General features: G+C 58.3%; 20 protein-coding genes. 14 read left to right on the top strand and 6 right to left on the bottom strand.

All coding sequences use genetic code 11. The features are described from left to right. Nucleotides 1-120 precede the first annotated feature (120 nt). Nucleotides 121-1041, top strand: coding sequence for an EamA family transporter RarD (gene rarD, locus EKM04_RS06435; protein ID WP_174152564.1), 921 nt, complete (start codon nt 121-123; stop codon nt 1039-1041). A 26-nt stretch (nt 1042-1067) separates the two neighbouring features. On the opposite strand, the gene EKM04_RS06430 is transcribed toward rarD, so the two are convergent. Continuing rightward, on the bottom strand, nt 1068-1688 hold the full coding sequence (locus EKM04_RS06430) for an LOG family protein (protein WP_183897479.1): 621 nt from the start codon (nt 1686-1688) through the stop codon (nt 1068-1070). Between the two features lie 153 nt (nt 1689-1841). Here EKM04_RS06430 and EKM04_RS06425 point away from each other — a divergent pair, with 153 nt between their 5' ends. From EKM04_RS06425 to EKM04_RS22900, 5 genes are all read left to right on the top strand, one after another. Next, nucleotides 1842-3989 (top strand): LysM peptidoglycan-binding domain-containing protein, encoded by a 2148-nt coding sequence (locus tag EKM04_RS06425; RefSeq protein ID WP_183897478.1) that lies wholly within the window; start codon nt 1842-1844, stop codon nt 3987-3989. A gap of 117 nt (nt 3990-4106) precedes the next feature. After that, nucleotides 4107-5993 (top strand): ABCB family ABC transporter ATP-binding protein/permease, encoded by a 1887-nt coding sequence (locus EKM04_RS06420; RefSeq protein ID WP_183897477.1) that lies wholly within the window; start codon nt 4107-4109, stop codon nt 5991-5993. A 253-nt stretch (nt 5994-6246) separates the two neighbouring features. Beyond that, nucleotides 6247-6945, top strand: a complete 699-nt coding sequence (locus EKM04_RS06415) for a phosphatidylserine decarboxylase (RefSeq protein WP_174152560.1) — start codon at nt 6247-6249, stop codon at nt 6943-6945. 20 nt (nt 6946-6965) lie between these two features. Further along, nucleotides 6966-7817 carry a CDP-diacylglycerol--serine O-phosphatidyltransferase gene (gene pssA / locus EKM04_RS06410; protein ID WP_174152559.1) on the top strand — a complete coding sequence of 284 codons (852 nt, stop codon included), beginning with the start codon at nt 6966-6968 and terminating at the stop codon, nt 7815-7817. 181 nt (nt 7818-7998) lie between these two features. After that, entirely contained in the window at nt 7999-8133 is a 135-nt protein-coding gene (locus EKM04_RS22900; protein WP_268842323.1) for a hypothetical protein, read from the top strand. 102 nt (nt 8134-8235) lie between these two features. Here EKM04_RS22900 and EKM04_RS06405 read toward each other — a convergent pair whose 3' ends face one another. Then, nucleotides 8236-8997 (bottom strand): SOS response-associated peptidase, encoded by a 762-nt coding sequence (locus EKM04_RS06405; protein ID WP_183897476.1) that lies wholly within the window; start codon nt 8995-8997, stop codon nt 8236-8238. Nucleotides 8998-9000: 3 nt separating this feature from the next. Then, nucleotides 9001-9324: a YnfA family protein gene (locus EKM04_RS06400; RefSeq protein ID WP_174152557.1), complete on the bottom strand. Its 324-nt coding sequence runs from the start codon at nt 9322-9324 to the stop codon at nt 9001-9003. A gap of 172 nt (nt 9325-9496) precedes the next feature. Between EKM04_RS06400 and EKM04_RS06395 the strand changes: the two genes are divergently transcribed. The 8 genes from EKM04_RS06395 (at nt 9497) to EKM04_RS06360 (ending at nt 14517) form a co-directional block, all read left to right on the top strand. Continuing rightward, nucleotides 9497-9916, top strand: coding sequence for an NUDIX hydrolase (locus EKM04_RS06395; protein ID WP_174152556.1), 420 nt, complete (start codon nt 9497-9499; stop codon nt 9914-9916). Nucleotides 9917-9978: 62 nt separating this feature from the next. Then, nucleotides 9979-10401, top strand: a complete 423-nt coding sequence (locus EKM04_RS06390; protein ID WP_183897475.1) for a TIGR02301 family protein — start codon at nt 9979-9981, stop codon at nt 10399-10401. Between the two features lie 104 nt (nt 10402-10505). Then, nucleotides 10506-10763: a hypothetical protein gene (locus EKM04_RS06385; RefSeq protein WP_174152554.1), complete on the top strand. Its 258-nt coding sequence runs from the start codon at nt 10506-10508 to the stop codon at nt 10761-10763. A 14-nt stretch (nt 10764-10777) separates the two neighbouring features. Then, nucleotides 10778-11530 carry a hypothetical protein gene (locus EKM04_RS06380; RefSeq protein WP_183897474.1) on the top strand — a complete coding sequence of 251 codons (753 nt, stop codon included), beginning with the start codon at nt 10778-10780 and terminating at the stop codon, nt 11528-11530. 102 nt (nt 11531-11632) lie between these two features. Further along, the gene (gene ygfZ, locus EKM04_RS06375; protein WP_183897473.1) at nt 11633-12481 is read left to right on the top strand and encodes a CAF17-like 4Fe-4S cluster assembly/insertion protein YgfZ; all 849 of its coding nucleotides are present in this window, start codon (nt 11633-11635) and stop codon (nt 12479-12481) included. A 2-nt stretch (nt 12482-12483) separates the two neighbouring features. After that, nucleotides 12484-13095 carry a YfbR-like 5'-deoxynucleotidase gene (locus EKM04_RS06370; RefSeq protein ID WP_183897472.1) on the top strand — a complete coding sequence of 204 codons (612 nt, stop codon included), beginning with the start codon at nt 12484-12486 and terminating at the stop codon, nt 13093-13095. Further along, nucleotides 13092-13610 (top strand): tyrosine phosphatase family protein, encoded by a 519-nt coding sequence (locus tag EKM04_RS06365; protein WP_183897471.1) that lies wholly within the window; start codon nt 13092-13094, stop codon nt 13608-13610. Before EKM04_RS06370 ends, EKM04_RS06365 begins: the two co-directional genes overlap by 4 nt. An 82-nt stretch (nt 13611-13692) precedes the next feature. Further along, nucleotides 13693-14517: a mechanosensitive ion channel family protein gene (locus tag EKM04_RS06360; protein WP_183897470.1), complete on the top strand. Its 825-nt coding sequence runs from the start codon at nt 13693-13695 to the stop codon at nt 14515-14517. Between the two features lie 46 nt (nt 14518-14563). Here the strand turns inward: EKM04_RS06360 and EKM04_RS06355 are convergent, their stop codons facing one another. The 3 genes from EKM04_RS06355 to EKM04_RS06345 form a co-directional block, all read right to left on the bottom strand. Continuing rightward, nucleotides 14564-15382, bottom strand: a complete 819-nt coding sequence (locus EKM04_RS06355; protein WP_183897469.1) for an ABC transporter permease — start codon at nt 15380-15382, stop codon at nt 14564-14566. Continuing rightward, a complete protein-coding gene (locus tag EKM04_RS06350; RefSeq protein ID WP_183897468.1) occupies nt 15379-16167 on the bottom strand; it encodes an ABC transporter ATP-binding protein in 789 nt (262 codons plus the stop codon). Before EKM04_RS06350 ends, EKM04_RS06355 begins: the two co-directional genes overlap by 4 nt. A gap of 121 nt (nt 16168-16288) precedes the next feature. Next, on the bottom strand, nt 16289-17326 hold the full coding sequence (locus EKM04_RS06345) for an ABC transporter substrate-binding protein (RefSeq protein WP_183897467.1): 1038 nt from the start codon (nt 17324-17326) through the stop codon (nt 16289-16291). Nucleotides 17327-17558: the final 232 nt, after the last annotated feature.

Genomic DNA, 17558 nt, shown 5'->3' with positions numbered 1-17558 from the left:
CGGCACACTTATTATTTAAGCAGATGATGCTTTTTTCATCGCATCCTTCACGTAAATGAATTGGAATATAACGCCAAACAGGAATAGGCCGGTGCTTTCCGCTCGAGATTGGCAGTTCCCATGGCCGTTAACCAGACAATAGAGACGTCTCCGCCCGGCGATGGCGCGCGTGGTTTCGCCTACGCTTTTACCGCCTACATCCTATGGGGCTTTCTTCCGTTCTACATGAAGGCGGTTGCGCATGTGTCGCCATTGGAGGTCATTGCGCATCGCGTGGTGTGGTCCGTGCCGATTGCCGCCGCCGTTCTCATGCTGCTGGGGCGCACCGCCGAAATCAAGAAGGCACTCACGACGCCGCGCATGTTGGCCATGGCCTGTCTGACGGCCACCATCATCAGCATCAACTGGGGCGTCTATATCTGGGCGATCGGCACCGGCCGTGCGCTCGATGCGGCGCTGGGTTACTTCATCAATCCGCTGTTCAGCATTTTTCTGGGCGCCGTCCTGTTGAAGGAGAAGCTTAGCCGCTTTCAGATTTCGGCAATCGTCCTCTCCGCTCTGGCCGTTGCCCTGCTGACCTGGCACGCGGGCAACCTGCCATGGGTGTCGGTCGCCTTGACCGTCTCCTGGGGCTTTTACGCCTTCTTCCGCAAGACCCTTCCCATCGGGCCGACGCAAGGTTTTCTGCTGGAGGTGCTGTTGCTGACGCCGCCAGCAATCGCCTTCATCATCTATCTCATGAGCACCGGTCAGGCGCATTTCATGGCCGGAACCCCAACGGACACGTGGCTGCTGATCGCCAGCGGCATCGTCACCGCCACGCCGCTCATTCTCTACGGCAATGGTGCGAAGCTCTTGAAACTCTCCACCATCGGCATCATGCAATATATCGCACCGTCGATGATCTTCATCATCGCCGTGTTCGTCTTCAAGGAACCGTTCGACACGGTCAGGCTCGTCGCCTTCATCATGATCTGGGCAGCGTTGGTCATCTACACGGTGCCAGGTCTGATCGGACGCCGGAGAGCAAAGCGTGATTGAAGGACCGGCCCCGGGCACTGAGGGTCTCAGAGCTGGGAGATAACCGAGGGATCGCCCTGCGGGTTCTGCTGCGCGCTGGCGCGGTCGATGATGGCGGGAACGATAGCCCCGATCTCGTCAATCACCAGCGGGTTTAGAAGATGCGCGCGGTGAATGAAGCCCTGATCGCGCATATGGCGGATCAGCTCCAGCATGGGGTCCCAGAAGCCGTTGATGTTGGCAAAGACCATGGGCTTGGCGTGACGACCGAGCTGCGCCCATGTCATGATCTCGACGATCTCTTCCAGCGTGCCGATACCGCCTGGGAGCGTGACGAATGCATCCGAGCGCTCGAACATCATGTGCTTGCGCTCATGCATGTCCTTGGTGATGATCAATTCGTTCAATTGTCCGAGAGAATGGCGCGTGGCTTCCATATCGACGAGAAAATCCGGTATGATGCCGGTAACTTCGCCGCCGTTGGACAGGACACCGCTTGCCACGGCACCCATGATGCCCTTGGTTCCACCGCCGTAAACGAGGCGAATTCCGTGTTGGGCGATGGATTTTCCCAGTGCTCGGCCTGCGTCCATGTAGGCGGGGTCGCGTCCGGGCTGGGAACCGCAGTAAACGCAAATGGATCGAATCGATGTATTTTCTTCAGTCATGGAACGAAGGAACTATGGTGCCGCCGATCCGTCAAGAAAATTTGGGGACCGAGCCGCAGAAACGCTGGATTTACAGGGGTGCCGCTTGTGCGCGCACGACTTAAACGCTAGCTATCGCAACGTAAAGACAAGAATGTTACCCGGAGATCGACAATGAACAACAAAAGGGCCGGACTGCTGGCGCTTATCGTGCTGGGCGTCGCGACGCTGCTCATGGTCTTCTTCGTTCTCCCACGCATATCGAGCGACGACAAGCCGATCGGCGACGCCATCAACGATGCTGGCAACGCTGTTAAGAACAGCGTGGAGATGGGTGGCGAAAAGGCGGGCGATCTGTTGACGGACGCCGCCAAGGATACCGAAACCGTCGCAGACAAGGTCGGGCGTCTGGCGGAATCCGCCAACCAGTCCATCAAGGACATGACGGGACGTTTCGCTGACGGCAAGGTGCCTTCCAATGATGAGTTCACGGCCGCCCGCAAGACGGTCGAGGATTCGCTGAAGGAGCTGGAAAACATCGATATTCCCGAAGCAATCGATGAGAATACCTCACGTCTGCTGACCACTGCACGGTCTGCCGCTGAACGCACCATCGCCTTCCTGCGCGGATTGCCTGCAGACGCGTCTGCTGCCGCGGACCAGGTTCGCCGCCTGCCCGGCGTGTTTACCGGCACCGACGATGGCGCGCCACGGCCGACCCCTGCTGCTCCGGCAACACCTCCAGCCTCGCCTGCCTCGGCGCCTGCACCTGGCGATGCTGCACAACTGCCAACCTTCGATGTGTTGCGCGTCGAGCCGGATGGCTCCGCCGTCATCGCGGGCAAGGCACCGGCGGGAACGACGCTTGAAATCGTCAATAACGGGCAGGTCATCGCGAAAACGCCGGTCGAAAGCACTGGCGACTTTGCTGCCGTTCTCGACAACCCGCTTGCGCCCGGCGATCACCAGATCATTCTTCGCGCAACCGGCAAGGACGGCAAGGTCGCGCAATCCGCAGAGACCGCAACCGTTTCCGTGCCGTCTCAGAAGAATGGCGAGCTTCTGGCCATGGTGACGACTCCGGGCAAGGCAAGCCGCGTGATGACCATGCCGGATGCGGCACCGGGTGCCCTGCAAGCGCAGGCAACGCCACCGGCCAATGGTGCGACGGAACAGCCGCAAGCACAGACACAAGCCGCGGGTTCAACCCAGGCCGGATCCGCCACGACGCCATCGGCTCCAATGAACACGTCCACCCCGCAGCCCTCCCCCGAGGCGGCAACGATCCGCGTCGTTGCTGTCGAGTTCGAAGGCTCCAAGATTTTCGTTGCGGGTGCTGCTCCGGCAAATGCCGCCGTGCGCGTCCTGGTCGACGACAAACCGATCGGCGATGGCAAGGCGGAAGCCTCCGGTAGCTTCGTGATCGAGGGTAATGTCGATCTGGCTGTCGGCGACCATGTCGTGACGGCCGAAGCGCTGGACGCTGCTGGCAAGGTCACCGTGCGCGTTCGCGTTCCCTTCGCGCGTCCCGCCAACGATCAGGCAACCGTATCAGCGCAAAAGGCTCCGGCAGCGGCCCAGCCATCACCTGCCGCAAGCGCGCCGCAGACCCAGACCCAGACCCAGACCCAGGCCCAGGCGCAGGCACAGGCACAGACGGAAACACAAAGTGCCACCAGTGACCGTTCGGTTTTCGAATCCCTGCGTGAAGAGGTCTCGAAAGCCTACTCCATTCTCTCCGGCCTTTACTCAAACGGCAGAACGCCGAGCCTCGATGAAGTCGCGGCTGCGAAATCCGCCACAGCCATTGCGCTTCGTTCTCTGGCGGAATTCCGCACGGCTGCGACGGCAGACGTCGATTTCACCGCATTCGTCGGTGGCATCTCCGCCAAGGCCCGCGATTTGCTTTCTGTCATCGACAACCTGCCAAGTGATGTCGCGGTCATCGGCAATCGCATTGCCGGACTATCCGGTCGCTTTGCAGAGTTGAACGCGACCATGCCGGGTGCGGTGGAAGCTGCTCCGGTTCAGGCACAGGTCCAGACGCAGGCAGCGGCCTCTGCTGAAACAGGGCCGAAAACCTTCGAGCAGGCTCCATTGTCTCACAGTGAAGGCGCCGTCATCATCCGTCGTGGCGATACGCTGTGGCAGATTTCGCGCCGTGTTTACGGACAGGGCGTGCGCTACACCACGATCTATCTCGCCAATCAGGACCAGATCAAAAACCCTGATCTGATCGAGCCCGGCCAGATTTTCGGTGTGCCGGACAGCGCCCTGCCGAATGCCGAGGAAATCCATCGCAAACGCCTGATGACTCGTTGACTGCAAACCCTATCGGGATTGCGTGAAACGATTGACACGTTTATCTAATACAGAACGGCGGCACACATCTGGGCCGCCGTCTTGCTGTCTGCATCCCCGCAGATATCGGAGCAGAGCATGAGCGATCCCAACAAGACGATTTCCGCGGATTCCAGCAATCCGCTCCGCACCCTTGTCAATCTATGGCCCTATATGTGGCCACAGGGCAGACTTGACCTGAAAATGCGCGTCGTCTGGGCCACGGTCTTTCTCCTCATCGCAAAACTGGTGCTGATGCTGGTTCCCTATTTCTTCAAATGGGCGACCGATGCGCTGAATGGCAAGCTGGATATGGCCGGGCTGATGCCGACCTTTCTGCTGGGTGCGGTGGCTCTCGTGGTCGCCTACAATCTTGCACGCCTTGTTCAGGTCGGGCTGAACCAGCTGCGTGATGCGCTGTTTGCCAGCGTCGGGCAGCATGCCGTGCGGCAATTGGCCTACAAGACATTCGTGCATATGCACCGCCTCTCGCTGCGGTTTCATCTGGAGCGCAAGACCGGCGGTCTGTCGCGGGTCATCGAGCGAGGCACCAAAGGCATCGAAACGATTGTCCGTTTCACCATCCTGAACACGGCCCCGACCTTTATCGAGTTTCTGCTGACGGTCGTTATCTTCTGGGCGTCCTACGGTTTCTGGTACGTGCTGGTGACGGTGCTGACCGTATGGGCCTACATCTGGTTTACCGTGCGGGCCAGCAACTGGCGCATCGCCATTCGCCGCTCCATGAACGACAGTGACACCGACGCCAACACCAAGGCAATCGATTCGCTGCTCAACTTCGAGACCGTGAAATATTTCGGCAATGAAGACATGGAAGCAAGCCGGTTCGATGCGTCCATGGCGAAATACGAGAAATCAGCGACGGCGATCTGGACCTCTCTCGGCTGGCTGAACTTTGGCCAGGGCGTCATTTTCGGCCTCGGCTCCATGGTGATGATGGTGATGTCGGCACTGGCCGTGCAGCGCGGCGACCAGACGATTGGCGATTTCGTCTTCATCAACGCCTTGCTGTTGCAGCTTTCCGTTCCGCTGAATTTCATCGGCTTCGTCTACCGCGAAATCCGCCAGGGGCTGACCGACATCGAAGAGATGTTCGACCTTCTGGACGTACAGGCCGAAGTGATCGATGCACCCGATGCGAAGGAATTGCAAATCGGCACGGGTGCGCTCTGTTTTCGCGACGTCCACTTTGCCTATGACGCGGAGCGCCCTATTCTGAAGGGCATCTCCTTCGACGTCCCCGCTGGAAAGACCGTTGCCATCGTCGGTCCGTCGGGTGCGGGCAAATCGACGCTGTCACGCCTGCTCTACCGCTTTTACGATATCCAGTCAGGATCGATCACCATCGATGGTCAGGACATTCGGCAGGTGACACAGAAAAGCCTGCGCTCCGTCATCGGCATGGTGCCGCAGGATACGGTGCTGTTCAATGACACGCTGGCCTACAACATCCACTATGGACGGCCGGGGGCAACGGATGCCGATGTCACATCGGCTGCAAATGCCGCGCAGATCAGCGGTTTCATCAGCAAGCTGCCCCTGGGCTATGCGACCATGGTCGGCGAACGTGGCCTGAAACTGTCGGGTGGGGAAAAACAGCGCGTGGCGATTGCCCGCACGATCTTGAAGGCGCCGCCGATTCTCATTCTCGATGAGGCGACATCCGCCCTCGATACGCATACCGAGCAAGAAATCCAGAGCGCGCTCGACATCGTCTCGAAAAACCGGACCACGCTTGTGATCGCGCACCGCCTTTCGACCGTGATCAGTGCAGACGAGATCATCGTCTTGAAGGATGGCACGATTGCCGAGTGCGGCACCCATATGTCTCTCATCGACGCCGGTGGCCTCTACGCCTCCATGTGGAGCCGCCAGCGGGAGGCCATCCAGGCCGAGGAACGCCTTCGCGAAGTCCGTGAAAAGGATGATCTGGGCGTGGTGGATCGCGGCGCACCCGCGCATTGACGGTATAACCCCAGGTCAAACATTGGAAAATATTGCCGTTCAGGCGATTTGCCTGTAGTCACCAATGCGTGTTTTGTCGCGTGCGACCGTGAAATCGGCTGCCGAATGATTATATGCAGCACGTCACGCCAGAAACGATCGACCGTTTTGGTGAAAGGCGTTGTAGAGGATGGCCAAGGACTTGGGCACGCTGATCAACCCGATCGCGCCGAGACTGGCATGCTGAAAAGATAAACTCGGAGACGAAAGAGCAATGAACCTGTTCGACACCATTCGCAACACCATCGTGCCGGTCCACAAGGAAGGCTATGTTTTCGTCGCCGCCTTCTTCGTGGCATCCCTGGTGCTTGGCTGGATAGCCGAACCTCTCTTCTGGGTTGGCCTCGTGCTGACTGCCTGGTGCGCCTACTTCTTCCGCGACCCTGAACGCGTCACACCGCAGGACGACGACCTCGTCATCAGCCCTGCCGACGGAAAGGTTTCCGCCATCCAGACCGTGGTTCCACCATTGGAACTGGAACTCGGCAAGGAGCCCATGGTCCGCATCTCGGTGTTCATGAATGTTTTCAACTGCCATGTGAACCGTGCGCCTGTTCGTGGCCGCATCATCAATGTTGCCTACCGCCCCGGCCTGTTTCTCAACGCCGAAGTGGACAAGGCATCGGAAGACAACGAGCGCAATGGTCTCGTCATCGAAACCGCGCATGGCAAGGTCGGCGTCGTCCAGATCGCCGGCATGGTCGCCCGCCGCATCGTTTGCTGGGTGAAGCCGAACGAGCCTGTTGATGCCGGTGAACGTTTTGGCCTCATCCGTTTCGGTTCGCGCCTGGATATCTTCCTGCCGGAAGGCTTCCAGCCCCGCGTCTCCATCGGCCAGACGGCCATTGCCGGTGAAACGGTTCTGGCGGAATTCGGCTCTGCCAAGGGTCCGGTCATCAGCCGTCGCGGCTAAGACAACAGGAGACCAGCGCCATGGACACGCCTACGCCAGAGCCGACGACAAACGGCAAGCATGAGATCAGCAGTGACACCGGACGGGGCCCGCGCCTGCGCGAAATCCCGCTCCGCCTCGTCATTCCCAACCTTGTCACCGTGCTTGCAATCTGTGCTGGTCTCAGCGGCGTCAGGCTCGCATTCGAGGGTCGGTTCGAGCTTGCCGTGGGTATGGTTCTGCTGGCGGCGTTTCTGGATGGTGTCGATGGTCGCCTTGCCCGGATGATGAAGGCGACGTCGAAATTCGGCGCGCAGATGGATTCGCTGGCGGATATCGTCAATTTCGGCGTGGCCCCCGCGCTGGTGGTCTATGCCTACCTTCTGGACGATGTCCGCTCCATCGGCTGGATCGCAGCCCTCATTTACGTCATCGCCGCGGGTCTTCGCCTCGCGCGCTTCAATGTCATGACGGAACGCGAGATCAAGGCACCCTGGCAGAGCGAATTCTTCGTCGGGGTCCCTGCGCCGATGGGTGCCATGCTGGTGCTGTTGCCGGTTTATCTCGGCTTCATGGGCATCGAACCGGGCAAGACTTTCGCGTATATCGCAAGCGCATACACCGTGCTCATTGGCTACTTGCTCATCAGCCGTTTACCCGTCTGGTCTGGCAAATCCGAAAGCCGCATCCGTCGCGATCTTGTCTTGCCTGCCATCCTGATCGTCGTGCTCTACGTGGCGCTCCTGATGAGCTTCACCTGGGAAATTCTCGTCCTGACGGTTCTGGCCTATCTTGTCTTCCTGCCCTTCAGCGCCCGCATCTGGCACAAGCGTTACGGTACCTTGACGATCGAGGACGACCATGGTGACGGGCTGGACCATCGCGGCCTTTAGGGATCGATTACAACGGCGCGGAGCATTGTGGCATTTTCCAGTGCTGCGTCGAACACGAAATGTCGCAGTGTGCAATTTTCAATTGATTAAAATTGCCTCGAATTTGTCACGATTTCCCATGAGAGAGGTTTGCAGCAACGCTGTCAGATCGACGCGTTCAAGGGGAACTCCGGAGACAGACATGAGCGAGACACAGAAGACCGAAGCGGCTGCGAAGCCCGACCTGAACAGCCACTACCGACCTCTCGGTCTGAAGGCCGTCGCCGCCGCAGCCATGATGCTGACGCGCAAGCCGGTTCAGCCAAAGGTAGCCTGATCTTCAGGCAGCATCAGGGGATATAAGACAACAAACGGCGCATGATGCGCCGTTTTGCGTTTCCAGAGCACTTCCTCGTTTAAGGGAAACGCTCTAACTGGATCAAAACAGTGACATCTGCGCATCGTCCGGAGGCTCGATTTTCGGTGCGGGAATGGGCGCTACGGCCACCGGCTCCAGCAAGTCGGCGCCGATATTGGCGACCTTGTTGACCTTGTCCGAAACAGGGATCATCTCGAAAAAGTCGTCGTCAGCCGCCTTCATCAGATCGACGACGTCGCGTGGCTCCCGGGTTTTGCAATCCAGCCAGCGACTGAAATCCTCCGGCGCAATCACCACCGGCATGCGATCATGAATGCGCGCAATCGAGCGATTGGCGGAGGTGGTGAGAAACGCACCCGTATCGACTTCGGAGCCATCAGACGAAGACCATGTTTCCATCAATCCGGCAAAGGCGACGATACCGCCCCTTTTGGGCTTGATGTAATAGGCCTGCGATTGTCCACCCTGTTCTTTCGATGGCCTGTGCCATTCATAAAAACCTGTTGCGGGTATCAGCACCCGTCTGTGGCGAATCGCGGCGCGAAACGAGGCTTTCTCAATGGCTGTTTCGGAGCGGGCGTTGATCAGCAGAGGAAACTCCTTGGGGTCTTTGACCCAGCCCGGCAGAAAACCCCAGCGCACCAGCATCGCCTGCCGGTTCGGTAAATTGCTCCCGGGTTGAGGCTGCGCGCCCTCCAGCACGATGAGAATGGGCTGCGTTGGTGCGATATTAAACCGTGCCGGAAACTCTTCCAGACCGATCAGGTCCAGATATTCCGCCACATCTTCCGGCGTTGAATTCAAGACAAAGCGCCCGCACATGGCCTAACCTCTGGGTCCGAATAGAATAAGTGACGCACCGGCGAGGCAAATCGCACCGCCTGCCACATCCCAGCGGTCCGGCGCATGTCCCTCGACACTCCACAGCCAGATGAGCGAGGCGACAATATAGATGCCGCCATAGGCAGCGTAGGCCCGACCCGCCGCTTCCGTGGGGACCAACGTCAACAACCACGCAAAGGCCGCCAACGACACCATGCCCGGCACAAGCCATCCGATCGACCTCTCCATACGCAACCACGCCCAGAATGCAAAGCACCCGGCAATTTCGGCAAGCGCTGCGGCCGCGAAGACGAGATAGAGTTTCATTCGGATAGTCCGTGTCGATTCCTGGCACGCGATCATAGTGTCTCAGTGCTGTCGTGAAGCCTCTAAATGACGCAAAGACCGTTTTAACCACTCTTTTTTCGGCAATCGCGGCGGTTGCCACGTTTCCTGCAAGGTTGAGCGCATAATTGGAACTATCGTATAAGGATATTTCATGCCCCTGCCCCAACCTGCCTCTTCCGCAATCGTTCGACGTGGTGATCGTGTGCTGCTGGTGCGGCGTATCAATCCGCCATCGCAGGATATGTTCGCCTTTCCCGGCGGGCGCGGCGAGCCCGGAGAGACGCCTGCGGAGACCGCTTTGCGGGAACTGGAGGAGGAGACTGGGATCGTTGCCCGCAATCCACAGCTTTTCGCGACTTATGATTTGCCCAGCCGTGATGCTGACGGACGGTTGAGCAGTCACTTTTTTCTGTCGGTCTACACGGTGGAAGCCGATAGCGCAGCCGACGTGCTCGCGGCTGACGATGCCGCGGAGGCCGGGTGGTATACACTGGCGGAAATCCGCAGATTGCCTGCACCCGAGAGCGTGGTCGAATGCGCGGAACGTTTACTCGGCCCGTTGCAATGCTGAGCAGAATCGCGGCTAGTTGCCCTCAAGATGTTGCAACGTCACGGCGGGTCATGCGTAAACTGATGAAACGAGGTATCTGGCTCGCCGTGCTTTTCGGCCTTGGCACCGCGTTGCCTCTGGCGTCTCAAGCTGATGCGCAACCGGCCGTAAAGTCCGTCGCTCCGCCGCCAGAAGAAAAGCCCGCGCCCTACGATAATCAGATGGCGCGCCTGTCCGAAATTCTGGGCGCCGTTCAATATTTGCGCACGCTCTGCCCCGCAACGGGTTCTGAGGAATGGCGCAAATCGATGAGCGACCTTCTGGCTGCCGATACCGCCAACGAACCGCAGCGCAAGCAACGCATGACCGCTGCGTTCAATCGTGGGTATCGCACATTTGCCGCCGTACACACTGCCTGCACACCGGCGGCGATTGCAGCGGAAGAGAAATACCGTATCGAAGGGGCAACACTGGCGCAGGAAATTGCGTCGAGGTTCGGAAATTAGAGGTTTATTAACCTCTTTTGGTCGCAGCCCGTGCCGTTTTGATAAAAGACTGTTAGAGTTGTTAACAGGGTGGTAACGAGTTGCCTGCCTGTCGAGGATGAAAGATGCAAACAAGCCGTAACGAAATCCACGATATGATCGTGCATGAAAAAATGCAGGTCGCTCTGGAACACCAGAACGAAGCATGGGCCGACGGCATGGCCGACGGTATCGAGCCTGAGATCATCGCAGATGCCGCTGTTGCCCTTGCCATGCGCGAAACCATTCGCATGCACGGCGAAGCAGGTGCGGAAGCGATGCTCGAATCGCTGCGCCAGCGCATGCTCGAGGGCGAATTCTCCCCCCACCGCATCATTCAGTAAGCTGGAGTTCAGTCATGTCTTGCTCTCGCAAGGGGCTTTTGCGGTCGTCCGCCGCCGTGTCCTTGATGCTGTCCCTGACGCTCGCCACCGTCGGTTTTTCCCATAACGCATACGCGCTGTCAGAACTGAAACAGGTTCAGGATCCAGCGACCAGTGAAAGCGAAAAACCCGCTGAAAAACCACAGGCGTCCGAGCCCGAGGCCATCGAGGGTGATTCAGACGGCATTCCAATGCCAGACCCGCTTGTAAACCGAGCCTCGGGTGAACAGCCTGCCGCAGATCAGGCCGAGACTCCGCAGATTTCCGCCCAGATTGAACACGACATCGGCAAGGCACCGGAGCCGGTGCGTCGGCTGCGTCAACTCATTATCGATGCGGCATCGACAGGCGACATCGAAAAGCTGCGCCCACTCGTCAATCCAGGCCCCAACCAGGCGCGCGTGGATGGCGACAGCGGCAACGATCCGATTGCGGCGTTGAAAAGCTTTTCGGGTGATCCAGACGGGCTGGAAGTGCTCGCCATCATCATCGACCTCCTGTCGACGGGCTATGCAAAGATTGACGCTGGGACACCAGACGAGATGTATGTCTTCCCCTATTTCGCCGGAAAGTCGCTGACCACGCTGACGCCGACGGAAAAGGTCGAGCTGCTGCGCATCATCACCGCAGGTGATCTGGCCGACATGCAGGAATATGGCAATTACAGTTTTTACCGCATCGGTATCTCGCCAGATGGCCAGTGGAAATTCTTCACCGCCGGTGACTAGAGCGTTTCCTTGTTGAATGGAAACGCTCTAAGGTTACCGCGCTTGCCGTTGGCGCTCAAAGACCTTAACTGTTCGGGTAAACCAACCCGAATGGTAGAGCCTATGTCTTCCGCCTTTTTGACCGACCGCGCCTTCATCCATGTCTCCGGCAGTGGAGCCACGGATTTTCTGCAAAACCTGATTACTCCCGATCTCGAATCGCTGCCGGAGGGCGAAGCCCGCGCTGGCGCTTTGTTGACGCCGCAAGGCAAGATCATGTTTGATTTTTTGATCTGGCGGGATGGCGACAGCTTCGTTGCGGAGACAAGCGCAGATCAAAGGGACGCGTTGCTGCGACGCCTGACCCTGTACAAGCTGCGCGCGCCTGTGGAGCTGAAGGCTGACGACACGATGGGCGTCAGCGTCATCTGGAACGAAACCGCCCCGGCAGGTGCGATCAGGGACAGCCGTTTCGCCAAGGCGGGCATCGAGCTCTATCGATTGATGGGTTCCTCTGCCTCAGGCGACCCGGCTGCCTATGATGCATTGCGCGTTTCGAACGGGATAGCCGTGTCCGGCGCAGATTATGCGCTGAACGACGCGTTCCCCCATGACGTTTTGATGGACGTGAATGATGGCGTATCCTTCCACAAGGGCTGCTTTGTCGGACAGGAGGTCGTCTCCCGCATGAAGCATCGCGGAACAGCCCGCCGCCGTGTCGTGATCGTCAAGGCTGAGACTGAACTCCCGCCAAGCGGCACGGATATCACGGCCGGTGGCAAATCCATCGGCACCCTCGGTACCGTACACGGTTCGCAAGGTCTAGCCATCATCAGGACCGATCGCGCGGCAGACGCCATGGCATTGGGAACCGATATGACCGTTTCGGGCGTTCCCGTGACTGTTGCGCTGCCGACCTGGAGCGGGCTGAGCTTTCCCGCAGTGGATCCGACCAACGCTGCGGAAGACTGAACGTGGCGATCTCGAAAACACCCCGCGCATGGCAACGCATGCTGTCCGGCAGACGGCTGGACCTGCTGGATCCCTCACCGCTTGACATCGAGCTCGCCGATATTGCCCATGGCCTTGCGCGTGTGGCACGGTGGAACGGTCAGACCCGGGGTGACCATGCCTTTTCCGTTGCCCAGCATAGCCTGATCGTTGAAACCATTTTTTCTCGAATGAACCCATCTGCCACGCCGAATGAGATGTTGATGGCGCTGCTGCATGATGGCCCTGAATATGTCATCGGTGACATGATCTCTCCGTTCAAATCCGTGGTCGGTGGCGGCTACAAAATCGTCGAGAAACGGCTGGAGTCGGCTGTGCACCTGCGGTTTTCGCTTCCGCCCCATGCAAATGCCGATCTCAAACAGCGCATCAAGAAAGCGGACACCGTCGCCGCCTACTTTGAAGCGACGGAGCTTGCCGGTTTCTCCATGGCGGAAGCACGGACGTTCTTCGGTCTGCCAAGGGGCATCACCAAAGACATGATCGACATCGAGCCTGTGCCTGCAATCGAAGCCCAAAGTCGATTCGTCTCACGCTTCGACGCGATCGAATTGCTTCGAAAGGGCAAGCCATGACCGCCATCGTCGTCTCTCCCCTCTCCCGGATCGCCGAGATGGCCGTGCGCCACAAGTCGCGGGAAATGGTGACGCTGATTGCCAAAGAGCAGGCGTTTCACCGTCCCGCAATCATTTCCGCCGAGCGCCATCTGTCGCTGCAAATGAACGACATCACGTTCAAAGGCACCGACAAGCTGATTGCACCGGATGACGTCCACATTCAGCAACTGATCGAGTTTGCCCGCAGTTGGGATCAATCGGCCCCGCTGCTGGTCCATTGCTGGATGGGCGTTTCCCGCTCTCCCGCCGCAGCCGTCATCGTCGCGCTGACCGTCCAGCCGGAGCAGGACGATGCGGCGCTGGCCACACGGCTTCGTCGCGTGTCTCCCTATGCGACGCCCAACGCGCGTATCATTGAAATCGGAGATCGGCTTCTGGGTCGAGGTGGCGCTCTGACCGCCGCTATCAGAGGAATCGGACGCGGTGCCGATACGGACGGCAACGTGCCCTTCGTTCTTCCGCTTTCTGCCTGATCACACGAAAACCGGAACTCACCTCCTTGTCGCTCGTTACGAAACAGATGACATTTGAGACAATTTGAACAGGGGCAGTTTTATGGACCAGCAGGCTACCGATCTTATCGTTGCTTCTCAGGCGGCACTTCGACAGGCCAGCGCGTTGATGGTTCAATATTCATTTTCCATCGTCGGCGCGCTTCTTCTGCTGATCGTGGGCTGGATTGCAGCCATGCTGTTGCAGCGCTGGTCGTATGAAGGTCTTTCACGCATTCGCGGTTTCGATGAAACGCTGGCGCGTTTCTTTTCAGGCGCTGTTCGCTACATTGTTATTATTCTCGTGCTGGTCATGGTGCTCGGCCAGTTCGGTGTTCAGACAGCGTCCATTCTCGCAGCACTTGGCGCTGCAGGTCTTGCCGTGGGCCTTGCGCTCCAGGGCACGCTTCAGAATATCGCGGCGGGCATCATGCTTCTGGTGCTGCGTCCGTTTCGCGTGGGTGAATATATCGAGACGAGCTCTGTCTCGGGCACGGTGATTGAAATCGGCCTGTTCGCCACGGAATTGAAGACAAGCGAAGGACTTTATCGCCTTGCGCCCAACGCCACGCTCTGGAACGTGCCCATTACCAATTACAGCCGCTTCCCATCGCGTCGCCACGAACTGAGCGTCACCGTGCCCAGAGGTGACAGCACCACCGACGCCCAGGCCATGCTGATGGACGTCGCCCGCGCCGAAAGCCGTGTGCTTCTAGACCCTGCCCCGACCACCTTCATCGATTCCGTCAGCAACGACAGCTCCACGGTGAAGCTGCGCTACTGGGCACGCAGTGAAAACTGGTTTGCGACCACGCGCGATATGACGAAAGCCCTGAAGCGCGCATTCGACGAGCGGGATATGAAGGTGAGCGAACAGTCTTCGGAATAATCTCATGATAAAAAGGCTGAAGAGAAACAGCCTTTTTTCCTTGAGCTCACTGGCCCATTGTCGAACGATGTGCCCAGCCTGTCATACGCCGTTCAATCCACGCCATCACCGCGTACATCGCAATGCCTTCGACAGCGAGCATGAGCAACCCCGCAAAGACCAAGGGCACGTTGAACTGGCTTTGAGCCGAGCTCATCATATTGCCGAGACCGTAGTTCGACGCGACGGTTTCGGAGACAACGGAGCCGACGAAGGCCAATGTGATGGCGATTTTGAGCGAGCCAAAGAAGTAGGGCATGGAGCGGGGAATGCCGACTTTCAGCATGATGTCCATTTTCTTTGCGCCGAGCGCACGCAAAACGTCCTCCGTTTCCGGCTCTATCGTCGCAAGGCCGGTGGCGACATTGACGACGATGGGAAAGAACGAAATCAGAAAGGCTGTCAGCACCGCGGGTACCGTGCCGATGCCGAACCAGATGACGAGAATGGGGACGAGCGCGACTTTGGGAACCGCGTTGAACCCGATCATCAGCGGATAAAGTCCGGCATAGATCGTCTTCGACCAGCCGATGAAGAGGCCGATCCCCAGTCCCGCAACCACCGCGAGGGCAAAGCCCAGAGTGGTCGTATAAAGCGTCTGTAGCGAATTTTTCCAGATCGGCGACCAGTATTGCACGATGGCCTGGCCGACACGGGTGGGCGACGGCAGGATCGTTTGCGGCATTTTTAGTGCGTAGACCAGCAGTTCCCACGACAGGAAAAGCACGAGCGTATAGAGCCAGGGGGCTGCCTTGACCCAATTGATGCGGGCTACCAGCGGCAGGCGGGGCTGCTTTCTTGCCGTGTTTTCAAAAACCGCGCTCATGCCGCGACCCTCGCCTTTGCGATCTCGCCGTGCAATTGCTGGACCATGTCGTTGAAGCTTTTCTCGTACATCAGATCAAGTTGACGCGGACGGGCGAAGGGCACCTTGTACTCGGCCAGGATTCTGCCCGGTCGTGCGCTCATCACGAAGATCTTGTCGGCAAGAAACGTCGCCTCGCGCAGGTCATGGGTCACGAGAACGATCGTCACGCGTTTGGCGGCGTGGAGATCGCGGATGACGCACCACAATTCCTCACGGGTGAAGGCGTCCAGCGCGCCGAAGGGCTCATCCAGCATCAGCAGTTCAGGTTCGTGGATCAAGGCGCGGCACAGGTTGGCGCGTTGCTGCATGCCGCCGGACAGTTGCCAGGGAAATTTGGAGCCGAACCCCTTCAGCCCGACGATTTCCAGCAGGCGTTCTGCCTTGGCGACATATTCCGCCTTGTGCGCGCGCAGCCTGTGGCGATGTTTCTCAACGATTTCCAACGGCAGAAGTATGTTTTCAAGCGTGGTGCGCCATGGCAGCATGGTCGGGTTCTGAAACGCCATGCCCACGATCGATACCGGTTCCGTGACCTGCTTGTTGGCGACGATAACATTGCCCTTTTGCGGAATATGCAGGCCCGTGACGAGCTTCATCAACGTCGATTTACCGCAACCCGACGGTCCGACAACGGCTGCGAACTGGCCTTTTTTGACCTTGAGGTCGAGACCTGAAACGGCAAGCGTCCCTGATGCACCGCCATAGCGCATGTCGACGCCGTCGATTTCAACCAGATGAGGCATGCTTGTTCCTGACTCTGAATATCGCAGGCGCCCTGCTCGTCAGGCGACCCTATTTCCCGTCATACCGGCCCTGAGCCAGCATATGTCGGTGACGCGTTGCAGCGTGAAAGTGTCTGTGCCATCAAGGCAGCAAGCGCTCTTCCTTGGGTGGCAGATAGCTCGCGTCAAAAACCTGTTCTGCCTTCACATTGCCTTTGAGGCCGACGGACACTTTCAGCGTTTCCATGGATGCAGCCAGACGCGCCGGATCGACACCGCCCATGCCATTGGCGATGACGTAGGGAGTCTTGATGTTCATGGCGTTGGCCATGGTGAGGCGTTGCAATTCGATATCACTGTCGAGGATCTCGTTGCGCTTCAACACCGCCGCCACGCCCTCTTCCGGGTTCTTGACCGAATCGGCAAAGCCTTTTGCCAAAGCTTTCAGGAACCCCTTGACGGCAGCGGGGTTTTCCGTCGCAAAATCAGTGTTTACCAGGACGGCGTTGCCATACAGATTCAAGCCGTGTTCGGCCATGAGGATCGTGGCGATATCGTCATCCGCGATGCCCTGCGCCTTGAGGTTCAGAATGACGGAAAAAGCAAAGCCGAAAACGGAGTCCACCTCACCCTTCGCCAGCATGGGTTCGCGCACGGGAAAGCCGATGGACTGGATATCGATCTTGCTATCGTCGATCTTGGCGACCTGCTTGAACGCCTTCCACTGCGCAAAGGCACCATCCGGCGGCGGCGCGCCGAGCTTTTTGCCTTCGAGCGATTTGGGATCGGTCGTCACGCCAAGGGACTTGCGGCCGACAACCGCGAAGGTCGGGCGCTCATAGACCATGTAAACGGCCTTCACCTTCTGGGTCGGGTCTTCGTCCAGAAATTTCATGACGGAATTGATGTCACCGAAACCCATCTGGTAGGCACCTGTCGCCACGCGCGGGATCGCCTCGACGGATCCATTGCCGCTATCGATGGTGACATCGAGACCTTCAGCCTTGAAGTATCCCTTGTCCAAGGCCAGCAGGAAGCCGGCGGACGGACCTTCGAATTTCCAGTCGAGCGTAAATTTTACGGGCGTTTCCGCGAAGGCCGGCAGTGGTGCTGTTGTCATTGCGGACAAAGCAATGGCGGCCAAAGCCGCCGTTTTTGAAAACAGCCTTCGCGTCAACATTCTGATTTTTTCCCTCTGGAGATTTTTTATCCCGTTGGAAAACATAAAAGCCAATTTGAACTCCGATAGCAAGTACAAATCGCACATATTTTGCTCAAATTTTATAACGATTAAAATATAATCATTTTCTATTCCTGCCATGTGCAACCGCATATTTCACGGGCATGATCGAGGCCTGTCACACGATTGTTCACAAAATGAACGCATCGTCTTCAATCAGCGCCATTGCCAA

Source organism: Rhizobium skierniewicense Ch11, assembly GCF_023757665.1.
Classification (GTDB): Bacteria; Pseudomonadota; Alphaproteobacteria; order Rhizobiales; family Rhizobiaceae; genus Agrobacterium; species Agrobacterium skierniewicense.
Note: the sequence above shows the minus strand (reverse complement) of the source record. Positions and strands in the feature narration are given on the sequence as shown.